General features: G+C 60.0%; 16 protein-coding genes. 12 read left to right on the forward strand and 4 right to left on the reverse strand.

Features of this window, described 5'->3' with window-relative positions; translation table 11 throughout:
- Nucleotides 1-130: 130 nt before the first annotated feature.
- Together GOQ25_RS00005 and GOQ25_RS00010 are read right to left on the reverse strand one after the other, a co-directional pair.
- The gene (locus GOQ25_RS00005) at nt 131-2,710 is read right to left on the reverse strand and encodes an ankyrin repeat domain-containing protein (protein ID WP_160348384.1); all 2,580 of its coding nucleotides are present in this window, start codon (nt 2,708-2,710) and stop codon (nt 131-133) included.
- Nucleotides 2,711-2,995: 285 nt separating this feature from the next.
- Nucleotides 2,996-5,518 (reverse strand): ankyrin repeat domain-containing protein, encoded by a 2,523-nt coding sequence (locus GOQ25_RS00010; protein ID WP_160348385.1) that lies wholly within the window; start codon nt 5,516-5,518, stop codon nt 2,996-2,998.
- A 309-nt stretch (nt 5,519-5,827) separates the two neighbouring features.
- Between GOQ25_RS00010 and GOQ25_RS00015 the strand changes: the two genes are divergently transcribed.
- A complete protein-coding gene (locus tag GOQ25_RS00015) occupies nt 5,828-6,718 on the forward strand; it encodes a spermidine synthase (RefSeq protein WP_160348386.1) in 891 nt (296 codons plus the stop codon).
- 2 nt (nt 6,719-6,720) lie between these two features.
- Nucleotides 6,721-7,296: a YceI family protein gene (locus tag GOQ25_RS00020; RefSeq protein ID WP_160348387.1), complete on the forward strand. Its 576-nt coding sequence runs from the start codon at nt 6,721-6,723 to the stop codon at nt 7,294-7,296.
- 42 nt (nt 7,297-7,338) lie between these two features.
- On the opposite strand, the gene GOQ25_RS00025 is transcribed toward GOQ25_RS00020, so the two are convergent.
- Together GOQ25_RS00025 and GOQ25_RS00030 are read right to left on the reverse strand one after the other, a co-directional pair.
- Nucleotides 7,339-8,328 carry a tripartite tricarboxylate transporter substrate binding protein gene (locus GOQ25_RS00025; RefSeq protein ID WP_160348388.1) on the reverse strand — a complete coding sequence of 330 codons (990 nt, stop codon included), beginning with the start codon at nt 8,326-8,328 and terminating at the stop codon, nt 7,339-7,341.
- 107 nt (nt 8,329-8,435) lie between these two features.
- Complete coding sequence (locus tag GOQ25_RS00030) at nt 8,436-9,785, reverse strand: aromatic ring-hydroxylating dioxygenase subunit alpha (protein WP_160348389.1); 1,350 nt, start codon at nt 9,783-9,785, stop codon at nt 8,436-8,438.
- A 193-nt stretch (nt 9,786-9,978) separates the two neighbouring features.
- Here GOQ25_RS00030 and GOQ25_RS00035 point away from each other — a divergent pair, with 193 nt between their 5' ends.
- From GOQ25_RS00035 to GOQ25_RS00080, 10 genes are all read left to right on the forward strand, one after another.
- Nucleotides 9,979-10,722 (forward strand): FadR/GntR family transcriptional regulator, encoded by a 744-nt coding sequence (locus GOQ25_RS00035; protein ID WP_202109269.1) that lies wholly within the window; start codon nt 9,979-9,981, stop codon nt 10,720-10,722.
- A 103-nt stretch (nt 10,723-10,825) separates the two neighbouring features.
- Nucleotides 10,826-11,404: a 3-phenylpropionate/cinnamic acid dioxygenase subunit beta gene (locus GOQ25_RS00040; RefSeq protein WP_160348390.1), complete on the forward strand. Its 579-nt coding sequence runs from the start codon at nt 10,826-10,828 to the stop codon at nt 11,402-11,404.
- Between the two features lie 24 nt (nt 11,405-11,428).
- Nucleotides 11,429-12,607 carry an NAD(P)/FAD-dependent oxidoreductase gene (locus GOQ25_RS00045; RefSeq protein WP_236844422.1) on the forward strand — a complete coding sequence of 393 codons (1,179 nt, stop codon included), beginning with the start codon at nt 11,429-11,431 and terminating at the stop codon, nt 12,605-12,607.
- A gap of 45 nt (nt 12,608-12,652) precedes the next feature.
- A complete protein-coding gene (locus GOQ25_RS00050; RefSeq protein ID WP_160348391.1) occupies nt 12,653-12,979 on the forward strand; it encodes a 2Fe-2S iron-sulfur cluster-binding protein in 327 nt (108 codons plus the stop codon).
- A 37-nt stretch (nt 12,980-13,016) separates the two neighbouring features.
- Entirely contained in the window at nt 13,017-13,226 is a 210-nt protein-coding gene (locus GOQ25_RS00055; RefSeq protein WP_160348392.1) for a hypothetical protein, read from the forward strand.
- Nucleotides 13,227-13,266: 40 nt separating this feature from the next.
- On the forward strand, nt 13,267-14,265 hold the full coding sequence (locus GOQ25_RS00060) for a D-glycerate dehydrogenase (protein WP_160348393.1): 999 nt from the start codon (nt 13,267-13,269) through the stop codon (nt 14,263-14,265).
- 188 nt (nt 14,266-14,453) lie between these two features.
- On the forward strand, nt 14,454-15,794 hold the full coding sequence (locus GOQ25_RS00065; protein ID WP_160348394.1) for an aromatic ring-hydroxylating dioxygenase subunit alpha: 1,341 nt from the start codon (nt 14,454-14,456) through the stop codon (nt 15,792-15,794).
- 67 nt (nt 15,795-15,861) lie between these two features.
- Nucleotides 15,862-16,860 carry a tripartite tricarboxylate transporter substrate binding protein gene (locus tag GOQ25_RS00070; protein WP_160348395.1) on the forward strand — a complete coding sequence of 333 codons (999 nt, stop codon included), beginning with the start codon at nt 15,862-15,864 and terminating at the stop codon, nt 16,858-16,860.
- Nucleotides 16,857-18,449, forward strand: a complete 1,593-nt coding sequence (locus GOQ25_RS00075) for an acetolactate synthase large subunit (RefSeq protein ID WP_160348396.1) — start codon at nt 16,857-16,859, stop codon at nt 18,447-18,449. Before GOQ25_RS00070 ends, GOQ25_RS00075 begins: the two co-directional genes overlap by 4 nt.
- A 111-nt stretch (nt 18,450-18,560) precedes the next feature.
- The gene (locus tag GOQ25_RS00080) at nt 18,561-19,991 is read left to right on the forward strand and encodes an aldehyde dehydrogenase family protein (RefSeq protein ID WP_160348397.1); all 1,431 of its coding nucleotides are present in this window, start codon (nt 18,561-18,563) and stop codon (nt 19,989-19,991) included.
- The last annotated feature ends 5 nt before the right edge of the window (nt 19,992-19,996 follow it).

Raw genomic sequence — 19,996 nt, forward strand, 5'->3', positions numbered from 1 at the left:
AACAGGCCATGATCCAGTTTGCTATCCTCTATGAGGATCGCTTCGTCCGTCCTTCCATTTGATTTTTAACCCGCCTTAAACACGGAATTTCTGACACCCCCGACGCGCACTCCGGCCGCGTGCCATTGAATCAGGCAAAAACCGTTGTCTCCTCGACGTTACCCAAACATTGCAGCATCTCGGTCTTGACTGCGTCGCTGATCGCGTTCTCGTCGACGAGCCGGTCTATCGCTTTCTTCGCGCCCGCGGGGTCATACTCGATCAAGCCCCTTGCCGCCGACATGTCGTTTCGCTCAGCAGCACGTTGCAGGGCGATCGTGACCTCCGCCCCGATGATTTGCAGCTCTCGACGTATCTTTCGTCGCGACACTGCCGCTTGGGTGACTGGCTGCCGCTCGGAAAATGTCATCATGAGCGTGGCATGTATGTCAGCGCCGCATTCGATCAATCGGCCGGCTGCACCATAATCGTTATGCTCCAACAGGCCCAATAATGCGGCTGAATCAGCTGCACCGAGCTGCATGAGCAACTTCACCGCGCTCTCGTCAGATTCTTGCGCAAAGTGAATGAGCGCCTCTGCCCCATCGGTGAAGATGGGAATTAATCGCGCTGCTGCAGGCATATCGTTCCGAGCAATCAGCCTCTTTAGCGCTCTGGTCACTACAGCGCCTGGCTCCGTCCACTGCTCATTGCAAAGACTGGCCAGTTTGCTTGCCTCGACCAAATCTTCAGCGAGTTCCATGCGGCCCGCTGTTACCCAATCGATCAAGATTTCGGAGGCATCCAGGCCCGCCTTGATCATGTTCGCGAGGCCGGTTCTGCGGGTCTGACGGTCCTCAATCGCGAGCGTGACGATCGGGTTGGCATTATGCCCGAGCAACAGGGCGATGTCCGTTACGTCTGCGCGCGTTAATGCGTCGAAGAGGCGCTCATCCCTCTGGGCGGGGGATAAACTGGCAAAGAGGTCTTGTCGGTCGATGATGGATTGGTGGATCTGTTGTAGCCCCATCTTCTGGCCCCAGGGCGAGACGTCAACGCCAGCAAGGATCAATAGCGCTATCGCACTACGCCGTTTATCTTCCCTGCGCTGTTCCTGTGGGATTTCCCTCTCGTCGTTCATGACCAGGGTTAGCATATGCTCCCCATACAGGTCGAGAAGCAAACCTTCGGTGGGAATACCGGCCTGGACTGCGGTCTTGATCGCGCTAAGATGGTGTTGCCGTACGAGTTTTTTCAGCAACTTCGGATTTAGCAAATTTGCATCATTCAGCAGACGCAATGCCTGCTGTTGGCCGTCTACGGCTAACCAAATCCATTCTTCCTTGTACTGACCGTACCGCATTCTCTCCAGTGCCCGACAGGACACGAAATTCGCAGTCCTGAACGCCTGTCGAGTCAGCGTAGACAGGCCGTCTTCGCGGTAACCCTTACGCGTACGACTGTGGTCAATCACAAAGTCCACTGCCGTCGCGTTATCACTTCGTGCGAGGCGCCGAAAGGCAGAATTGAATGACGCATCGCTATCGAGCAGCCAATTCAATGCTGTTTTATCTTTAGCCAACGCCACGGACGCCACCCAGTCTGCGCCGTCGGCACCGAGCAAGTGAAGGACAGGTGCCGAGATCGGCTTCTGCGTTTCCGCTGCGAACCTAAAGGCGGCCTGAGCGTCTGCTCCCAGCGCCCTCAGGCATTGGATGGCAGCAGCCTGCTTCTGCCACGACAATTCTCCCATGGGGCCCACGGTCGTGCCGGAGCCATCGAGATACATGGGGTTTGCCGCGCGCAGATATTGTGTAATGTGCACCTGACCCATAGCGCGGTTGCGAGAGTCTGTGAGCGAGGGCGGGAGCTGAAGGGCCCTCGCCAGGGCTTGCGACGCATCCGCACCCGCATCGCTCAGTCGTTTCGCAAGATCCACGTGATTATTTGCAGCGGCGTACATCAGTGAGACACTTAGCGTTTGCCGGTCATACGAGGTCTTTTGGAGCAAGATATCGATTATCGGCAGATGGCCGTTAAGCGCGGCGCCCTGCAAGGCCGTGCCGAACTGACCGAGTGTGTCCACCTCGATCAATTTCCGGAAGATCTCCATATGACCTTGAGCGGCTGCGTAGACCAGCGCATGGGATACGGCTTCCCGATAATCGAAGGGGTTGGCATATTCCCTGACGTCCCTGGCGATGTCGGCCAAACCCCTGTCACGAACAGTCTCCAAATGGCTGTGAATCAACGCATTGACTATAGAGGCATGCCCATATTTCGCCGCCCAGAATAATCCCGAGCCATCGTCGTCAATCGCCCCGGCCTGGATCAGCGCCTCTACCCAACTCGGCTTATCGGGATGCCGGTCTATCAAGCGCATGAGCGGAGTATCTGCGCGGTAATCTCTGGCATTAACCAGCCTCTGAACGTCCCTTGATGTTAAGCCGTTAGCCTCACCGCCTAGGCCCAGAAGAAACATTGCGATGCTACCGCTTCCGGATTCAATCGCGAGATGCAAAACATTCCTGAGATCTTCTTTGGACCGATATGTGCGGATATCGAGCGAGTGCTCATCCACATAGTTTTTGAATTTTTCTATGTCATTAGATTGGATAACCGCGGACAGCGCCTCGTCAGTATCCGCTCGTGCGGTGTTTATTTCGCCTAGCTGTGTCACTCCCTGGTTAGTCGCAAGATGGGATCGGGACGGGGATTGCATGGGGAACATCACAGTTTTCCTTATCAGAAGGCCGCCAGACGGATGGATGTTGACCTGCGGAGCCCAATCAGTACGTCCTCAAGCTCGCCCCTGACACCTCAGGTCACGGAGATCGGCTCGCATGAATTCGGAGCCGATCCTCAGGCCATGTGCGGCATCATTAATAAGAAACGAATGCGACTGCCGTTGGCGTAGGGCCATAAAAAATCGGACGCGCGGCAGCATCGTCGTATTGCTGCAGCATTACGCCTGCTATCTCTCATGGCCTGTTCGTACGGGCTGCGCAGAACAACCTCAGGCCAAATGATTTAGCAGCGTTGTCAACGCTGCACTCGATGGGGATTCCACTTCGAGAAACTGGCTGAGGATAGCGCCTCTTTCGTCTCCGGCATACATCTCCAAGACGGTGCGGATATCAAGACCCGCGCTACGGAGGAATTGTAGCTTTCGATGTTTGAGGTCATCGGTCAGTGACTCGTCCCAGATCAGACGCCATAATGCCTCGGCTCCAGTCGCCATATTTTTACGAATCAGGTTACGCGCCGCTGAACCGTCGCCATGCTCGACCGCCCGTAGTAGCGCGATAGGAGGCTCCGCGCCGGCGATCGCCAACGCCTTTTTGACCTCAGAATTGCGCGGCCCGAGCACACTATCATGCTCCGGACCGGAAAACGCCAACATCAACGCCATATGAACGTCGGCTCCCAAAGCAATCAATCTAGCGGCCGAATCGAAATCGCGCCCGGAGAGTAGATTAAGCAGTACAGGTTCAGGATCAACACCGAGCTGCATCAACGTTATGGCCGAACCAGTATCGTTTGCTTCGAAAAACTCAGTCAGCGCTTGTACACCATCGGTGAAAACATCAATGAAGACCTGGGCTGTGCGTAAATCCTTTTCCGCAATAAGCGTCTTTAACGCGGCCGTTGCCAGCGAGTCAGCACCCTGATACGCGTGATGCTCAGACTTGCCTGGGCGGGTCGCCTCGATCAGACCGTTAGCGAGTTCCATGAGGCCACCTTTTACGCAGTTGATCAGGGCTGCAGAGGGAACCATGCCAGCCTTGATCAATTTTTGGATGGCATTCTCGCGGCTTTGCGGCTCGAGCATATGCAGTGCAACGACGGGGTCTGCACCGCGCGCTAGCAACAGGGCGACCTCCGTCACGGGCGCCCCCAGCAGAGCAAAGTGCAAGTGCTCGTCCCGATCGTCCTCTGACAAACCCGCAATGGCGCTCTCAACCTGGCTGAGGGTCTCAAGTATGCGGTCATTCAGGGGTTTGGGTAGCGCCGATAGATCCGCACCAGCCAGCTTTAGTAACGTAAATAAAGCTAATCCACGCCCACCCTCATCAAGACCAGCGTCGAACGCCGTGGTGTACTCAGCCAGCAGCTCGTGCAGTAACTCCGTGATCGGGAAACCCGCGTCAATACAAGTTCGTACTGCTCTCAGATCTTGGTCACGAACTAAAATTCCCATCGCTTCGGTATTCAACTGGTTCGCATCTCTTAATATTGCAAGCGTTTTCCAATATCCCTCTTTAGCCAGTTTGTCCCAACCAAGTTGGAATTGTTGCTCATCTTCCGGCCGACTCAGTACCCGTTTGACGAAAGAGTCGGCGACTGCCGCGAGTCGCATTCCCAGGGCATGCTCCTGGTCTGTATGGCCGGTATATCGCCGCCATTCGTCCAACAGAAAATCTCTGGCCTCCACCTCGCCGGATTCTGCGAGCGCCGCGATCGCTTTCAATGGCAGAACCTTTTTGCGGAACAATGCGTGCAACGAGGATGCGTCTTTATGCATCGCCGCCGCTTGCGTCGCTTCCGAAAGATTGGCGCCGAGCAAGGCCAGCATAGGTAGATCAATCGCGGACCGATACTTTAGTGCGTGAGTCAGCACAGCCGGACCCAGTACCCCGAGCACCTTCAACCCCCTTATGACGTCGACGTCTATTTCGTCGTTGGTTCCGGGCGGCTGCAGGGCTATCGCCAGTGCCTGTACGGCATTGGCACCTTTCGCGAACAGGCACTTCACGGTATCCCCATGGCCACTGCGGGCGGCGATTGTCAACGCCACTTGTAGATCCATGGAGGTGTAACTCGCCGTTTTAAGCAACCATTCGACGGCTGCTGCATGACCATCGCCCGCAGCGGTGTTTAACGCTTCGCGCAGATCCCCGCGCGTGTGGTCGTGCAGTTCAAGCAACTTTCCCGCGACGGCAAAATGCCCGTTGTGGATCGCCGCCTTCAGGCCGGCGGCGAGCTCGTCGCGGGCATTGACCTTGAGCAATAACCGGACGACGTCCAGGTGGCCCGCCTCTGCGGCATATGCTAAAGCCTTGGGTAAGGCACCGCTATATTCTGCGCCGTGGATATACTCGCGCACATGCGGCGCGCACGGGCCCAGCTTCGCGTCGAGATAGTCATTCAGATGGTTTCGTAACAGTGCCCGGACGATACCCGTGAGCCCGTTCTTGGCAGCGTGCACCAAGGCACGTCCGTCAGCGTCGATCGCCCCTCGCATGACCAGAGCTCTTGCCCACACGGGATTACGAGATCGAAAGCAAGCCGCGTACAAGAGCGGAGTTTCGCCAGCGTTATTCTTGCCATTGACCAGTGTCTGAACGGTGGAGGCAGGTAAGCCGACCTCGTCACGCGAGAAACCCGTGAGATACATTGCGATCTTCTCGCTGCCCGCCGCAACTGCACAGTGCAGGAAGTTCTCTCCCGTCTTGAACTTATGGTCTTCGATGTTGATGGCATACAACGCCACGAGCTTTTGGAAGACTTCAATATCATTAGACTTGATCGCGTCCACCAAGTAGCACTCCAGCGCGGAGCGGGTCTCTTGGGCAATCGAGGGTATGGTGGCTATCGAGGCCGGAGGGTGGATCGGAGTAAGACTGGGGCCCAAGGTCAGCATCGCAAGTTCCATATTCTAGGAATCGGGGTGGAAGTTCACGGCCGTCTGACCGTGACCTGATATCTGGCTGGCTTATTGCGATTGGATGTCGCGATAATCGAATCACAAACAAAAGGGGCTCCAGACAGAGCCAAAATAAGTAACCAATCAATCCGCTGGGTTCCACGCTTTATGATACGAGGGTCACCTCTCTCGAGACCCGCGATGCGACCAAATACCTTCTGTGCTGCCGCCCTGCTGGGATTTGCGGCCATATTCACCCCGGGTGCTCACGGCGAACCTCGCTTATTACACAGCGAGCCGTCCCAATTCGGCCAAGTCCTTGTCTTCGAAGAGAACGGCGAACGATGCCTGAATTTCAACACGATGGTCGACTTCGGACGGCAGACCTGCATGAGTCTTGATGATCCCGAGGCGCTGGTGTTTGTCTACACCCGCATGATGATAAGCGCGCTGTATGTCCACCCGAACCCGAAAAAAATTTTGATCGTGGGCTTAGGCGGCGCGACCCTGCAGAAAACGCTGGCACGACTGCTGCCCGACGCAGTGATCGACACCGTGGAAATCGACCCGGCCGTGGCAGAAGTCGCGCAGACGTATTTCGACTACCAGCCCGGAGCACGGCAACGGCTGTTTATCGATGACGGCCGCGCGTATATCGAGAAGGCGCAGCGGGAAGGTAAACAGTACGACATGATCATGCTTGATGCATTCGACGTGGACTACGTTCCGCGTCACCTGATGACGCTGGAGTTTCTGCAGACGGTTCGCGGAATACTTTCCCCTCGGGGCATCGTCGTCGCGAACACGTTTACCAACAGCCAACTTTACGCCAGCGAGTCCGCGACCTATGCAGCCGTATTCGGCCCTTTCTTCAATCTGAAGGAGAGCAATCGCGTCATCATCGCGGGCACGGATGCATTGCCTGACCTCGCCGACGTCGCAGTCATTGCGCGCTCGCTTCAGCCCCTGCTAAAAACATCGGGTGTCTACGAGCCCAACGCGCTGGATCGCTTTGCGCCGCCTATGCAGGCACCGGCCGGTGCCGAGGTGCTGCGCGACGCCACATTCACTGATGTTCAACCTGGAGATTGACGATGAAAATAGTATTACCCCTCATGCTGTATGCAGTCCTGTCCTCGTCTGCCCTGGCGGCACCCGTCACCTACGACATCGACCCCTCGCACACCTACCCGAGCTTCGAGGCGGATCACATGGGAGGCCTGTCGACCTGGCGTGGCAAATTCAACAAGACTTCAGGCGTCATCGTGCTGGACCGCGAGGCCCGTAGCGGCACGATCGACATCACGGTGGATATCGATTCGATCGACTTTGGGCACGACGAAATGAATGCGCATGCCAAAGCGCCCGACATCTTCGATGCGGCGAAGTATCCGACGGCCACGTTCAAAGGCCGCTTCACGGAGTTCGACGGTGACCGCCCCAAAACAGCGAAGGGCGACTTCACGCTGCGCGGCGTCACCCGCCCGCTGGAGCTGGAGATTGACGACTTTAAATGCATCGACCATCCGATGGAAAAGCGCGAAGCGTGCGGGGCGGATGTGTCCGGCTCGTTCAATCGCGGTGACTATGGGCTGAATTTCGCGCTGGACATGGGCTTTAAGCCCGAAGTCGAGTTGGAAATTCAAGTCGAGGCGCTGCGCCGGCCATAGCCGGCTGCCGCACCCGGCCTGACCGCACCGCCGTCAGACGGGCTACACGTTCCCGTAGCTGCGCTGTAGCCCGATTTTCTTGGCCAGCTCACTCCAACGCTCGATCTCCGACTGGGTAAGTTTGGAGAAATCGGCGCTACCCAGCACGGTCGCCTCAAAGCCAGCGCCTTCGATCTTGGCAGCCATCTCAGGGGCGCTCATCGCGGCAACCACATCCCCCGACAGCTTGTCGAGTACGTCCTGCGGCGTGCCAGGCAAGCCGAAAAGGCCGAGCCAACTGGTGACATTGAAGTCTTTTACGCCGCACTCCTCTGCCGTGGGAACGTCAGGCAGATGTTTAGATCGTTGGCTGCTGGTCACCGCCAGAGCGCGCAGCCTGCCACCTCGGATCATGGATACATACGAGGGCAGGCTGCTGATCCCCAGATCCAACCCCCCATTGACGAGATCGACGATGATTTCGTTGGGACCGCGGTAAGGCACATAGGTCATCTTCGTGCCAGTACGCAGCATGAAAAGCTCTGTGGCCAGGTGCGGCGAGCTGCCACGGTCGTTCGCCCCGCAGGTAAAAGGACGATCCGTGGACTTCTTCGCTGCTTCGAGCAATTGTTGCAGGCTGGTGTAGGGCGAGTTCTGCCCCACCACGATGACATTGGCGAAATCCGCCACCTGCGCAATCGGCACGATGGACTTCGCAATGTCCATCGGCAAATTCGTCATGGTGGCAATCGGCAAGATGGTACCGAGCCCGCCACCGATCAAGGTGTAGCCATCGGGCTTTTTGGTCAGGGCGTACTGCAAGCCGATCACCCCGCTGGCGCCGGCCTTGTTTTCGATCACCATGTTGTAGCTCTTGAGGTCGCCCATGGCTTGCCCGGTGATGCGCGTCACAATATCGACGGCGCTGCCGGGTGGAAACGGCACGACGACACGCACCGGGCCTGCGGGATAGGCTCCCTGGGCGTGGGCATGGCGCAATACGGCTAAAGCGGGCAAGGCGGCGAGCGCCTTGACGACGGTACGACGATGCATGATTGTTCCCCTTTTCTATTACGTTGGACAACGACTCGCCGCCCGCCTGAGGTGAAGCCTCGCGGTCCATCTTGCAACGATGCGGCGCCCTGCTTTTCGGTGTATCGCTATGCGGCGTCGGCGCGCACGGTGTCCGGCATCAGCGCATCCCACTCGGCACCGCTCATGAACTGACCCCAGCGGCGATAAAAAGCGCGTGCGTTTTCTTCGGTATAGTCGGCCGTCACGGCACCGGTGATGTGCGGCACGGGCTGCGCGTGCCCCAGGCCCATCTGATAGTTGAAATACAGTTTCTGCGATTCGGTGCCAACGCAGGCCTCGGTGGCGCCTGTCCAGTTTTCCATATCGTCGGATTCGGTCAGCCCACCTGGGCCGGAGTAGCGCAGATAGTAGTGGCGCGCCGCTTCCTTGACTTCCTCGGGCGCGTCCTTGTCGATGAGATACATGCGCCACATCTCCATTTCCGTGCCGCTTATCGGATGAAATACGGCGAGCGAACGCGGCTGGTGAGAATGGAAGGACATGTTCGGGAATATCGTCCCGACAGCATGTGGCGTCACGCGTAGACTGTCGCCCAGATTCCTGACGCGGGCGTCGTAGACTTGCCTGAAATAGGCTTCGGCAACCGGATGGTTTTGGAACTGGCTTTTGAACGGCGGCTCCTCGAATGCGGGCAAGCGGCCTATGGTGCCATGCCCTAACTGCGGGAAGGCCACACAGACCCGGCCCTCGGTGAAGTCCCGGCGGCCCTTGCCCGCGCTGGGCCCAATGCCCACGAGGTCGACAGAACGATGGCTGATATCGTGATGTCTGTCACCGATGAAGTTTTCCGGAGCAAGCTTCCAATTACATTTGACGCGCCATTTCTGCACGCCGCCGATGACTTCGGACCCGCCGGGAGTGCCGTCACGGTGATCCAAGGCGCCGTCAAGGTACAGGCGCATATCGCCGAGGTATTCCTCGAACGGTGGCGCGTTCGGATCCCAAGTGGCAAAGATAGCGCCCTTGTAATTGCATACCTGCGCCACCGTTTTCAGGCCCCAGGCTTTCTTGTCCAGTTCGCCTTTGTAATGCGTGGCGTGGCCCGGCACGCCCACCAGCTCGCCCGGGCGTTCGACCAGTTTTCCATCCGTCGAAAAGCTCCAGCCGTGGTAGGGGCAGGTGAACGTGCGATTGTTACCATGGTCGTAACGGCACAGCTTCATGCCACGATGTGCACAGCTATTGAGCATCACCTGAATGCGGCCCTGACGATCGCGCGTGAGGATCACCGACTCGCTGCCCATGCGCGAGACGAAATAATCGTCCGGCTTGGGCACCAGACTCTCGTGGCCCACGAACAACCAGGCACGCGAGAAGATACGTTCGAGCTCGAGGCGATAGACCTCATCGCTGGCGAATATCTCACGGCTGACCAGTCCGGCATCGGCTTGGACGAGTTCTTCGACGCTACGCATAGTACGCTCCATAAATACTATAAAGTCGGCGGGCTATGCTATGACTCGGTCCAAACGCTCGACAAGTTAGTGTTTACGCGAACATCCCGTGCCGTGCAGCGGGACGCAAACCAGGGTCGGGAAAGTACTAGTACGAAAATACGATAAACTGCCTCACACTTCATTTCTATACGCTGTACAAGCAAAGATTCTCATGGCTTTTCTGAAAAAAGAACCCATTCCCACGTTGCGCGCCGACGCCAACCTGACCGATCGCATCACTGATCTCCTGGTCGCGGAGATCACGGGCGGCCAGTATGCGGTGGGTGAAGTATTGCCGCCGGAGCAGGTGATCGCTGACCGTCTCAACGTGTCGCGCACCGTGCTGCGCGAGGCGGTCTCGCGTCTGAAGGCCGAAGGCCTCGTGCAAAGCAAGCAAGGGGTGGGTTTAACCGTCATGATGACCACACGCCCTTCGGTGCTGCGGATGGTGGCGGCCGAAGAGGGTGACACCGAACAGGTGCTGCGCATTGTCGAACTGCGCCGGGGTTTTGAAATCGAGGCGGCGACGCTGGCGGCTCAACGCCGCACCGATGAGGATCTGGCCGCGATGCGAGCCGCCCTGACCGCCATGGAGCAGGCGATCGCCGATGGCGATGTGGCCGCCGGGGTGGATGCCGATTTGGGCTTTCATCGCGCGGTCGCACTGGCCACGAAGAACGAGCACTATCTGAATTTTTTTGATTTCCTGGCTGGACTGCTGGCCGAGAATTTACGAGTTTCACGTTCCCGATCGGCAAAACTGGCAGGCCGGGCGAGCCAAGCGCAGCGCGAGCACGAGACGCTGTTCAAAGCCATCGAAGCGGGTGATCCCGAGGCCGCTCGCGATCATGCGCGCACACACGTCGAACATACCGAGGCTCGCCTGCGTTCGACCCAGGCAGCGGAGTGGCATTAGGGCCATCCGAAGCGTGCCAGCGCGTCGCTCCTGAACTATTAGTGCCGCGCTGCGGCGTGTTAAGCCTTTGCAATCATCGCCCTTTCCTTCCGAGGATACCGTCATGCAAACCCCGTCCGCCGTACTCGACGTCCAACCCGATACCGTGCCCGAGTACTTGAACGCAGATCCCAAGTTATGGTGGGAAGTGCAGCAGTTCCTGCACTATGAGGCGGACCTGCTGGACAGTCGGTCGTTTGACACATGGCTGACGTTGCTGGACGAGCAGATCGTCTACCGCATGCCGCTGGCGCGTAACGTCCGCCGCGACGCCGTGGCCACCGAGTACACCCGGCCGGGCGAAACCGCATGGTTCGATGAAGGTATCGAGACCCTGCGCCAGCGCGTGGCGCAAATCAATACCGGCATTCACTGGGCGGAAGAACCTGCCTCGCGTATTTCGCATTTGGTCAGCAATGTTCGCATCATGAATGTGGATACAGAGGCCGAGGGCGGCGAACAGGTGTCGGTGCGATCGCGTTTTCTGGTTTATCAAAACCGTCTGCAGGGCGAGGTGTCGCTGTTCGTCGGCAAACGTCAGGATGTGCTGCGCCGCAGCGGCGCGGGCTGGAAGATTCTGTCGCGCGAAATCTTTCTCGATCAGAACGTGTTGCTGGCTAAAGCATTGACGACGTTCTTCTGATCTGAATAAGTCCACAAGGGAGCCATGATGTCCAGCATCCGGGTACATACCGCAATCATCGGCGCGGGCCACGCGGGCGTGGAATGTGCCTGTGCGTTGCGCAGCATGGGTATCACGGCGCCGATTGCCTTGATCAGCGACGAGTCTCACCCGCCGTACGAGCGTCCGCCCCTGTCCAAGGCGCTGCTGCACGGCGGCACGGACATCACGCGCATTATGCTGCGTAGTCCCGCCGTGTTCGAAAAGCTCGACTTGTTGCGTATCGAAGGCGATGCGGTGACGCAGCTCGACCCTGCGACCCAGACCCTACGTACGGCCTCTGGTCAGGCGATCGAATTCGAACATGCCGTGCTCGCGACGGGTGCCGTCGCGCGCGGCCTGCCGGGTCTCTCGGGTCCGGGCGTATTTTCGATTCGCAATGTCGGCGACAGCCTCGCGCTGCAAGCCGCGTTGGTGCCCGGCAGCCGCCTGCTGGTGGTGGGTGGCGGCTATCTGGGATTGGAAGCCGCCTCGACCGCCGCCAAGCTAGGCGTTGAAGTCGTCGTGCTGGAAGTAGCCGACAGCATCATGCCGGGCAAGGTTTCCGCGATCACTGCGGATCGCTTTGCGCAAATGCACCGCGGCGCTGGCATCGAGCTGGTTCACGACATCGCGGTGAAATCATGGCGGTATGGTGACGGCCAATGGCACGCCGAGATGACCGATGGCCGTGTGTTCTCGGCTCCGACCGTGCTGGTCGCGATAGGCGCGGCCGCCAACATCGCCGTTGCCGAGCAGGCCGGTCTGCAGTGCCAGGGTGGCATTGTGGTCGACGAAAATTGCCGCAGCTCCGCACCCAATATTTACGCCATTGGCGACTGCGCGATTGCTGTGCGTCCCGAGCTGCAGCGCGCCATGCGTATCGAGAGCGTACAAAACGCCATGTCGCAAGCGCGTATCGCCGCGAGTGCGATCGCAGGCAAAGCAGCGGCGCCGACTCGCGCCCCGACCTTCTGGTCCGAGCAACAAGGCCGCCGGTTGCAAATGGCGGGCATCGTCGATCCCGATAAGCCCTGCGAGGATACCGTCGTCGAGACAGCTCGTGGCTGGGTGGTCGAACGCCATCAAGATGGCCGCCTCGTCGCCGTCGAGGCCGTCGATAGCCCGGCCGAATTCGTGCGTGCCGTCCAGCGACTGAACGCGCCGCAAGCCGTCGCGGCCTGAATGGCTTAGTGAATTTTCTACCCTCGTTTTTGAGCAGGAAGCATCATGCCCGTAGCGATATTTGAATTGCCGGATGGCACCGAGCACACCGCCGACGTGCCGGAGGATTGGTCCCTGATGGAGGCAGCGCGTCGCGATGGTCTCGAAGGCATCGTCGCGGAATGCGGCGGCGGCGCCATCTGCGGGACCTGTCATGTGCATGTGGGCGAGCAATGGTTCGATCAAATCGAGCCTGCCAGCCCGACCGAAGACGCCCTGCTGGAAGTCGTGCCCGAACGCTCGCCGACCAGCCGTCTGTCCTGTCAGGTCATCATGACGCCCGCGCTGGATGGCATACGGGTACGCGTGCCCGCAGAGCAATTGTCGATGTAAGGCTCGGACTTGACAGGTCCGTATAGGGAGTCCACACATGGCTGATTGGAAAACCGTAAACCTTGTCGAGCTCGACACCGGCGACAAAGTGCGCATGGCCGATGGTGCCATCGCCGAGGTCGTCGAAAACCCCCAGGATGGCTTCTGGGTAATCGTGCGCTATCTCGAGCACCCCAGCGACCCGAGCGCCGTCAATGGCGAGGAAGTCCAAGTGTTCGCCACCGATATCGAGAGCGTGCAGGGCTGATCGCACTGCTCTCCCCTTCTTTTCCTCTGGAGTTGTTTTCATGACCAAGAAACCCTGCATCATTGTCAGCGCACCGGTCCCCGCGGATCTGCGCCAGTTGCTCGAAGCCTCCTGCGATACGGTGGATGTACCCATGGGCAAGAGCCCGCTGGAAGTTCTGCCGCAAGAACAATGGAGCCAGATCGACGGCATGGTCTGCACGGTGAAAACGCGCGTCGATGCCGCCCTGCTCGATGCCATGCCGGCGTTGAAAGTGGTGTCGAACTTCGCGGTCGGTTTCGACAACGTAGACATGAATGCGGCCAACGAGCGCAAGGTGCTGGTCTGCAACACCCCTGGTGTATTGGATGGCGCCGTGGCCGATCTGACCATTGGTCTGATGCTGTGCGTGGCGCGTAACCTCGTTGCCGGCGACGCGTTCGTGCGTTCGGGTGCCTGGACCAAGGGTGCCTTCCCCCTGGCCACGGACATTCGCGGCAAAACCCTGGGTCTGCTGGGCATGGGTCGCATTGGCCGTGTCGTGGCGCGCACCGCCCGTGCGTTCGACATGGACGTGATTTATCACAACCGCCGCCAGGACACCGAGGCCGAAGCCGAAGGAATCGCCCGCTATGTGTCGCGCGATGAGTTGTTTGCGCAATCGGACGTGCTGAGCGTACACATTCCCCTGGCCCCCGAAACGCGCAAAAGCATCGGCGCGCGCGAGTTCGGCATGATGAAGAAGACCGCGATCTTCCTGAACACCGCACGCGGCGCCGTGGTGGATGAAGACGCGCTGATCGACGCACTCAAGAATGGCGTCATCGCGGGCGCGGGATTGGACGTGATGACGACCGAACCGCTGCCGGCCGACAGCCCGCTCACCCAGTTGCCAAACGTCGTACTGCAGGCGCATATCGGCAGCGCCACGGTGGAAACTCGCCGCGCCATGATCGACCTCGCGGTCCACAACCTGGTCAACGCCATGACTGGCAATCAGCCCAAGGCCATAGTCAACGCGGAGGCGTGGCCGCTGGCTCGCGAAGCGCAGCCGGCTTAACGGCGCCGCAAGCGCGCTCCGCCGGGGGACGGAGCGCGCAGTGCATTGGATGACATCGGTACTTCCCCCAATGTATATGAGTACTTTGTACTATTATCGTACTGATGTTCGGGCCACCCTCGGAATCGAGTTGCGCCCGCAGTACGGATGGCCCTCCGAGGCCCCCATTGCATCGTGTCGGGAACCCCATGTCTGTCTGTAGCATCGATACCCTGGTCCGCGCCGATGAAGGAATGGTTAGCCGTTCCATCTTCGTTGACGACGACATCTTCAAGCGCGAAATGGAGCAGATCTTTTCGCGTGCCTGGCTTTTTGTAGGCCACGAGAGTCTGGTGCCCAAGCCGGACGATTATTTCGTCTCGCGCATGGGCAGCGAATCGGTGATCCTCACGCGCGATCGTCAGGGCCGCATTCAGGTGATGCTCAATAGCTGCGCGCATCGTGGCATGAAGCTGTGCCGCTATGACCATGGCAACAATCGCACGTTCACCTGCCCCTACCACGGCTGGAGCTTTTCGACCGACGGAAAGCTGGTCGAACGTCCTGGCGAACTGGTGGGTGTGCCCGGCCATGCGACGCATTACAAAGGCGAACTGGACAAGAAAGCCTGGGGCCTGAAAACGGTGGCGCAGGTATGCAATTACAAGGGTGCGATCTTTGCCACGTGGGACCCGAACGCGCCACCGTTCGAGGAATACCTCGGCGGTATGCGTCTGTACCTCGATGCCGCCTTGGATCATCGCGATGGCAGCCCCGGCGGCTCCGTCGTCATCGGCGGCGTGCAGAAATGGCGCGTGAACTGCAACTGGAAGTTCGCTCCCGAGAACTTCATCGGCGATCTCTATCACGATATCAGCCATCGGTCGGTCGATATCGTGGGCATTGGGCCTAGCGGCGGTAAAGGGCGCCGTGACCCGTCGGTGACGCGTTCGGCCATCTGCTTTCCCGAACTCGGCCATGGTCTGCTAGGACGCTTGCCCTATTACGAAGAGCCTCCGTATGTGGCCACGTACGCGCGTTACCCCGAGGTCGAAGCCTATTACCGGGAAGTGCACGAAAAGCGCGTCCGTACCCTGGGCTCGCAAATGCGCGTGCAACTGAGCGTGGGCACGATTTTCCCCAATATGTCGTTCCATGGACGTCAGCCTCGCACGCTGGCGGTGTTCCATCCGATCAGCCCCACCGAGATGGAAATGTGGCGCATGTATCTGGTGGACGAGGACGCGCCCGAGGCCGTCAAGGACGCCGCGCGCCATTATTTCCTGCGCTATTCCGGCCCTGGCGGCATGACCGAGTCCGACGATATGGAAAACTGGACCGGGGCCACCGAAGCCTGCATGGGCACCGAATCGCGCAAACTGTATTTCAACTATCAAATGGGTGTGGGTCATGCCCGCCCCGTACCAGAATTGCAAGGTGGCGTGGAAAACGGTGAGTACACCGAAGAGAACGCGCGCGCCTATTACCGGCGCTGGGCTCAGTTCATGAATGGCTTGAGCTGGGATGCGCTGATGCCGCAGGGACGCTAATACCACTACCGGATAGATCCGTTTGAAACGGGGCGCATTGCGCCCCCGTTATACCTGGAGTCCACTCATGAAACGTCGTGCCTTTCTCGGGGCAGTCGGCGCGGGCCTGTGCGCGCTCGCCGTTCATTCCCCCGCCGCCTTCGCAGCCGATGCCGCTTGGCCGGATAAGCCTATCCGTCTCATCGTGCCGTACCCACCGGGCGGCGTGACCGATCTGGCTGGGCGTCTGGTCGGCGAAATCATTACCAAGAAGTTTGGCCAGCCGGTCGTGGTCGAAAACCGTCCCGGCGCCAATGGCCTGATCGGCAGCCAGGCCGTCGCGCGTGCGCCTGCCGATGGCTATACCCTGCTACTCAACGGTCTGGGGGGTATTGTCCTGCCGCCGGCGACGCTGAAAGGCTACCCCATCGACTATACGACCGCGCTCACGCCCATCGCGCAGATGGCGGAGTTCGTTAACGTATTAGTCGTCGGCGCGAATTCGGACATCCGCAGCGTCGACGACCTGCTCGCCCGCGCACGCGCCAATGGTGACAAGGGTTTGAGCTATGGCTCGAACGGAACCGGCGCATCGGCTCACATGACGACTGAGTTCTTCTGCATGCGCACCGATATCAAGTGCCTGCATGCCGCCTATAAAGGCAGTGGAGAGCTGTTGATCGACGTGGCCAACGGCAACCTGGACTTTTCATTCAGCAACCTGCCGCCCGTGGTGCCCCTGATCAAGAAAGGCGTCGTTCGGCCCATCGCCGTGACGAGCCCCTATCGTAGCCGCGAGCTGCCCGATGTCCCGACGTTGCAAGAGCTCGGCCTGCAAGATTTCGCGGTCACCAGCTGGCTGGGCGTTTATGGCCCCGCGGGCATGAACCCCGAGATCGTGCAGCGTCTGTCGCAAGCCATTGTGCAAGGTGTCAGCGAAGCCGGACCGATGAATACGCTCGCGAGCGCGGGCTTCGAACCCAAACCAGCGTCCATGGCGGATTTCGCCAAGCTTAACCGCGCCGAGCTCGAGCGTTGGAGCAAGGTTGCGCGCGATGCCGGCGTTTCGCTGAACTTCGGATCATGACCGGTACCACGACAAGCTCGCAAGCCGGGAGCGCCGCCGCGCAAAACGGGGCGCAATGGTTGCTGCGTTCGGCCGCGGCATCCGGGTTGCGCGTCTGCTTCGCCAACCCCGGCACCACGGAGCTGCCCTTCGTGGCCGCCTTGGATGCCGTGCCCGAGGTCCGGCCCATTCTGAGCGTGTTCGAAGGCGTATGTTCGGGTGCCGCTGACGGCTATTTCCGTATCTCCGGCACGCCGGCAATGACCTTGACTCACCTCGGTCCCGGGTTTGCCAATGCCATTGCCAACCTGCACAACGCCAGACGCGCGCGCTCGCGCATCCTGAACGTGATCGGCGAGCATATGTCCTGGCACGTGCAGGCGGACCCGCCGTTGAACTCGGACATCGAATCGCTGGCGCGGCCCGTGTCCGCCGGCGTCTGGCGTGGCAACAGCATGGCCGGTCTGCAGGACGCGACACAAGCATCGCTGCGCGAGGTCCTGACGCCGGGTGGCGGCATCGCTAGCCTGGTGCTGCCCATGGATATGCAGCAAGGCGATGCGCCGTTCGAGCCGTTGCGCGTACTCGCCGAGCCACGCGATGCGGGGTATGACGCCGCCGCCCTCGACACCCTGGCCTGCGCGATCCGCGAGGGCAAGCGTGTCCTGATGTTCCTGGGCGCGAGCGCCATGACGGAAACCGCGCTGACCCAGGCCGCGCGATTCACGACGCTGTCCAACGTCGAGCTGATTGGTGAGACTTTCCCGGCGCGCAGTGAACATGGCGGCGGGTTGCCTGCCATCAGGCGGTTTTCCTACCTCGCGGAACAGGGTCACCCGTACCTGCTGCAGTTCGATCGCGTAGCGCTCGTGGATGCCTTGCAGCCCGTGGCGTTCTTTGGCGCAGAGGGATACCCCAGCCGATTGGGCGATCCCGCTCGCATGATCGCCGTGTCGGAACCCAACCAAGGCGGCGCGCAAGCCTTGGAGCAGTTAGCCGACAGCCTGGGGCTCGCACCGGCTCGCTTACCCACACCCGAGCCGGTGATCGATGCAAATCTGGGGGAGTCGCTGACCGCGGAAACCGCGGCGCAGATTATCGCGGCCCACTTGCCCGAACACGCCATCGTATCCGTCGAAGGTGGCACGCTGGGCTTTCCCTTCAACGCCTTGGCTAGTCGCGCCGCGCGTCACAGCACGATCGTCATGACGGGCGGCGCGATCGGGCAGGGGTTGCCAGCGGCTTTCGGTGCCTCCGTGGCCGCCCCCGAGCGCAAAGTGGTGGCGCTGCAATCGGATGGCAGCGCTCTATATACGGCTCAGGCACTATGGTCGATGGCGCGCGAAGGGTCCAATGTAGTGGTCGTGATCGCGGCGAACCGGCGCTATCAGATCCTGCAGAACGAGATGAAGCGAACCGGCCATCATCTGCAGCGCTCGGATGTGCAATCGCTGTTGGACCTGTCTAATCCGGCCGTGGACTGGGTATCATTGTCACGCTCACTGGGTGTGCCTGCAGCGCAGGCAACGACAACCAGCGAGCTGCGTCGCCTTTACCTGGCAGCACTGGCTCAGCAAGCGCCTTTTTTGATCGAGGCTGTACTTCCCTGAATACCAGCGCGATCCGAGGCCATGCTGCCGGCAGGTTAGCCCCTGTCCGGCAGCCTCGTTTCTGAGCTGCCGTTTTCGTCAAACTTTCCCTGTTTTCTTGGTTACGACATCATGCATGAGAATTTTATTGGCGGCCGCTGGGTAGGCGGCGCCACGCATCGCGACAACATCAACCCTTCCGACTTGTCTGACGTGGTCGGTCAATACGCGCAAGCCGACGCCACGCAAACGGCCGAAGCCATCGCCGCCGCGCGCGACGCCGCCCACACTTGGGCGCATACCACCGGCCAACGCAAATTCGACGCGCTCGATGCGATTGGCAGCGAGATCCTCGCGCGTAAAGAAGAGCTCGCGACGCTGCTGGCGCGTGAAGAAGGTAAAACCCTGGCTGATGCTCGCGGCGAGGTGGATCGCGCGGCCGGGATTTTCAAGTTCTTCGCTGGCGAAGCCGTGCGCGTGCCGGGTCAACTATTGCCCGCCAACCGTGCCGGCATTGTCCCCGAGATCACCCGCGAACCGGTCGGCGTGGTCGGCATCATCGCACCGTGGAACTTCCCCATCGCCATCCCTGCGTGGAAAATCGCGCCCGCGCTGGCCTATGGCAATGCCGTGGTGTTCAAGCCCGCCGATCTCGTGCCTGGCAGTGCCTGGGCGCTGGCTGAGATCATCAGCCGCGCCGGCCTGCCGGAAGGTACGTTCAACCTCGTGATGGGCCGTGGCTCTGTCGTCGGTCAGGCGATGCTGCAAGACCGCCGCGTCGATGCGATCAGCTTTACCGGGTCCGTCGGCACCGGCCGTCGCGTCGCCGAAGCCGCCATCGGCCGCCTGGCGAAAGTGCAGATGGAAATGGGCGGCAAGAACCCGTTGGTGATTCTGGACGACGCCGACCTGGACGTGGCAGTGGAATGCGCGGTCAACGGCGCCTACTTCCAAACCGGGCAACGCTGCACCGCGTCGAGCCGTCTGATCGTTCAGCGCGGCATCTATCCGCGTTTCGTCGAAGCCGTCAAAAAGCGCCTGGAAGGCCTCAAGATCGGCCATGCCTTGCAAGCCGGCACCGATATCGGCCCAGTCGTCGACGCGGAACAGCTCGCGCAAAACGAACGCTATGTCCAAATCGGTAAAGAAGAAGGCGCGGTACTGGCCTATGGCGGCGATCGCGTGAAGGCCGACACGGAAGGCTTCTTCATGCGCCCCGCCTTGTTCGTCGATTGCGACAATGCTCAACGCATCTGCCGCGAGGAAATCTTTGGCCCGGTCGCCGCCGTCATTCCCGTGGCCACGTACGAAGAAGCCCTGGAAGTCGCCAACGATACCGAGTTCGGCCTGTCCTCAGGCATCTGCACGACCTCGCTCAAGCACGCCGCGCACTTCAAGCGTGAATCGCAAGCAGGCATGGTGATGATCAATTGCCCGACCGCGGGCGTTGACTATCACGCGCCGTTTGGCGGGCGCAAGGGCTCCAGCTATGGCCCGCGCGAGCAAGGCCAGTATGCGCTGGAGTTCTACACCACGGTCAAGACGACGTATGCCGCCGCCTGATCCGG

The organism is Bordetella sp. 15P40C-2 (assembly GCF_009763235.1).
Lineage (GTDB): Bacteria > Pseudomonadota > Gammaproteobacteria > Burkholderiales > Burkholderiaceae_B > Bordetella_A.

What these genes read in the sequence shown, in the direction of transcription:
- GOQ25_RS00005 (WP_160348384.1), bottom strand. Translation starts at nt 2,710, where the DNA reads ATGTTCCCCATGCAATCCCCGTCCCGATCCCATCTTGCGACTAACCAG.
- GOQ25_RS00015 (WP_160348386.1), top strand. Translation starts at nt 5,828, where the DNA reads ATGCGACCAAATACCTTCTGTGCTGCCGCCCTGCTGGGATTTGCGGCC.
- GOQ25_RS00020 (WP_160348387.1), top strand. Translation starts at nt 6,721, where the DNA reads ATGAAAATAGTATTACCCCTCATGCTGTATGCAGTCCTGTCCTCGTCT.
- GOQ25_RS00025 (WP_160348388.1), bottom strand. Translation starts at nt 8,328, where the DNA reads ATGCATCGTCGTACCGTCGTCAAGGCGCTCGCCGCCTTGCCCGCTTTA.
- GOQ25_RS00030 (WP_160348389.1), bottom strand. Translation starts at nt 9,785, where the DNA reads ATGCGTAGCGTCGAAGAACTCGTCCAAGCCGATGCCGGACTGGTCAGC.
- GOQ25_RS00035 (WP_202109269.1), top strand. Translation starts at nt 9,979, where the DNA reads ATGGCTTTTCTGAAAAAAGAACCCATTCCCACGTTGCGCGCCGACGCC.
- GOQ25_RS00040 (WP_160348390.1), top strand. Translation starts at nt 10,826, where the DNA reads ATGCAAACCCCGTCCGCCGTACTCGACGTCCAACCCGATACCGTGCCC.
- GOQ25_RS00045 (WP_236844422.1), top strand. Translation starts at nt 11,429, where the DNA reads ATGATGTCCAGCATCCGGGTACATACCGCAATCATCGGCGCGGGCCAC.
- GOQ25_RS00050 (WP_160348391.1), top strand. Translation starts at nt 12,653, where the DNA reads ATGCCCGTAGCGATATTTGAATTGCCGGATGGCACCGAGCACACCGCC.
- GOQ25_RS00055 (WP_160348392.1), top strand. Translation starts at nt 13,017, where the DNA reads ATGGCTGATTGGAAAACCGTAAACCTTGTCGAGCTCGACACCGGCGAC.
- GOQ25_RS00060 (WP_160348393.1), top strand. Translation starts at nt 13,267, where the DNA reads ATGACCAAGAAACCCTGCATCATTGTCAGCGCACCGGTCCCCGCGGAT.
- GOQ25_RS00065 (WP_160348394.1), top strand. Translation starts at nt 14,454, where the DNA reads ATGTCTGTCTGTAGCATCGATACCCTGGTCCGCGCCGATGAAGGAATG.
- GOQ25_RS00070 (WP_160348395.1), top strand. Translation starts at nt 15,862, where the DNA reads ATGAAACGTCGTGCCTTTCTCGGGGCAGTCGGCGCGGGCCTGTGCGCG.
- GOQ25_RS00075 (WP_160348396.1), top strand. Translation starts at nt 16,857, where the DNA reads ATGACCGGTACCACGACAAGCTCGCAAGCCGGGAGCGCCGCCGCGCAA.
- GOQ25_RS00080 (WP_160348397.1), top strand. Translation starts at nt 18,561, where the DNA reads ATGCATGAGAATTTTATTGGCGGCCGCTGGGTAGGCGGCGCCACGCAT.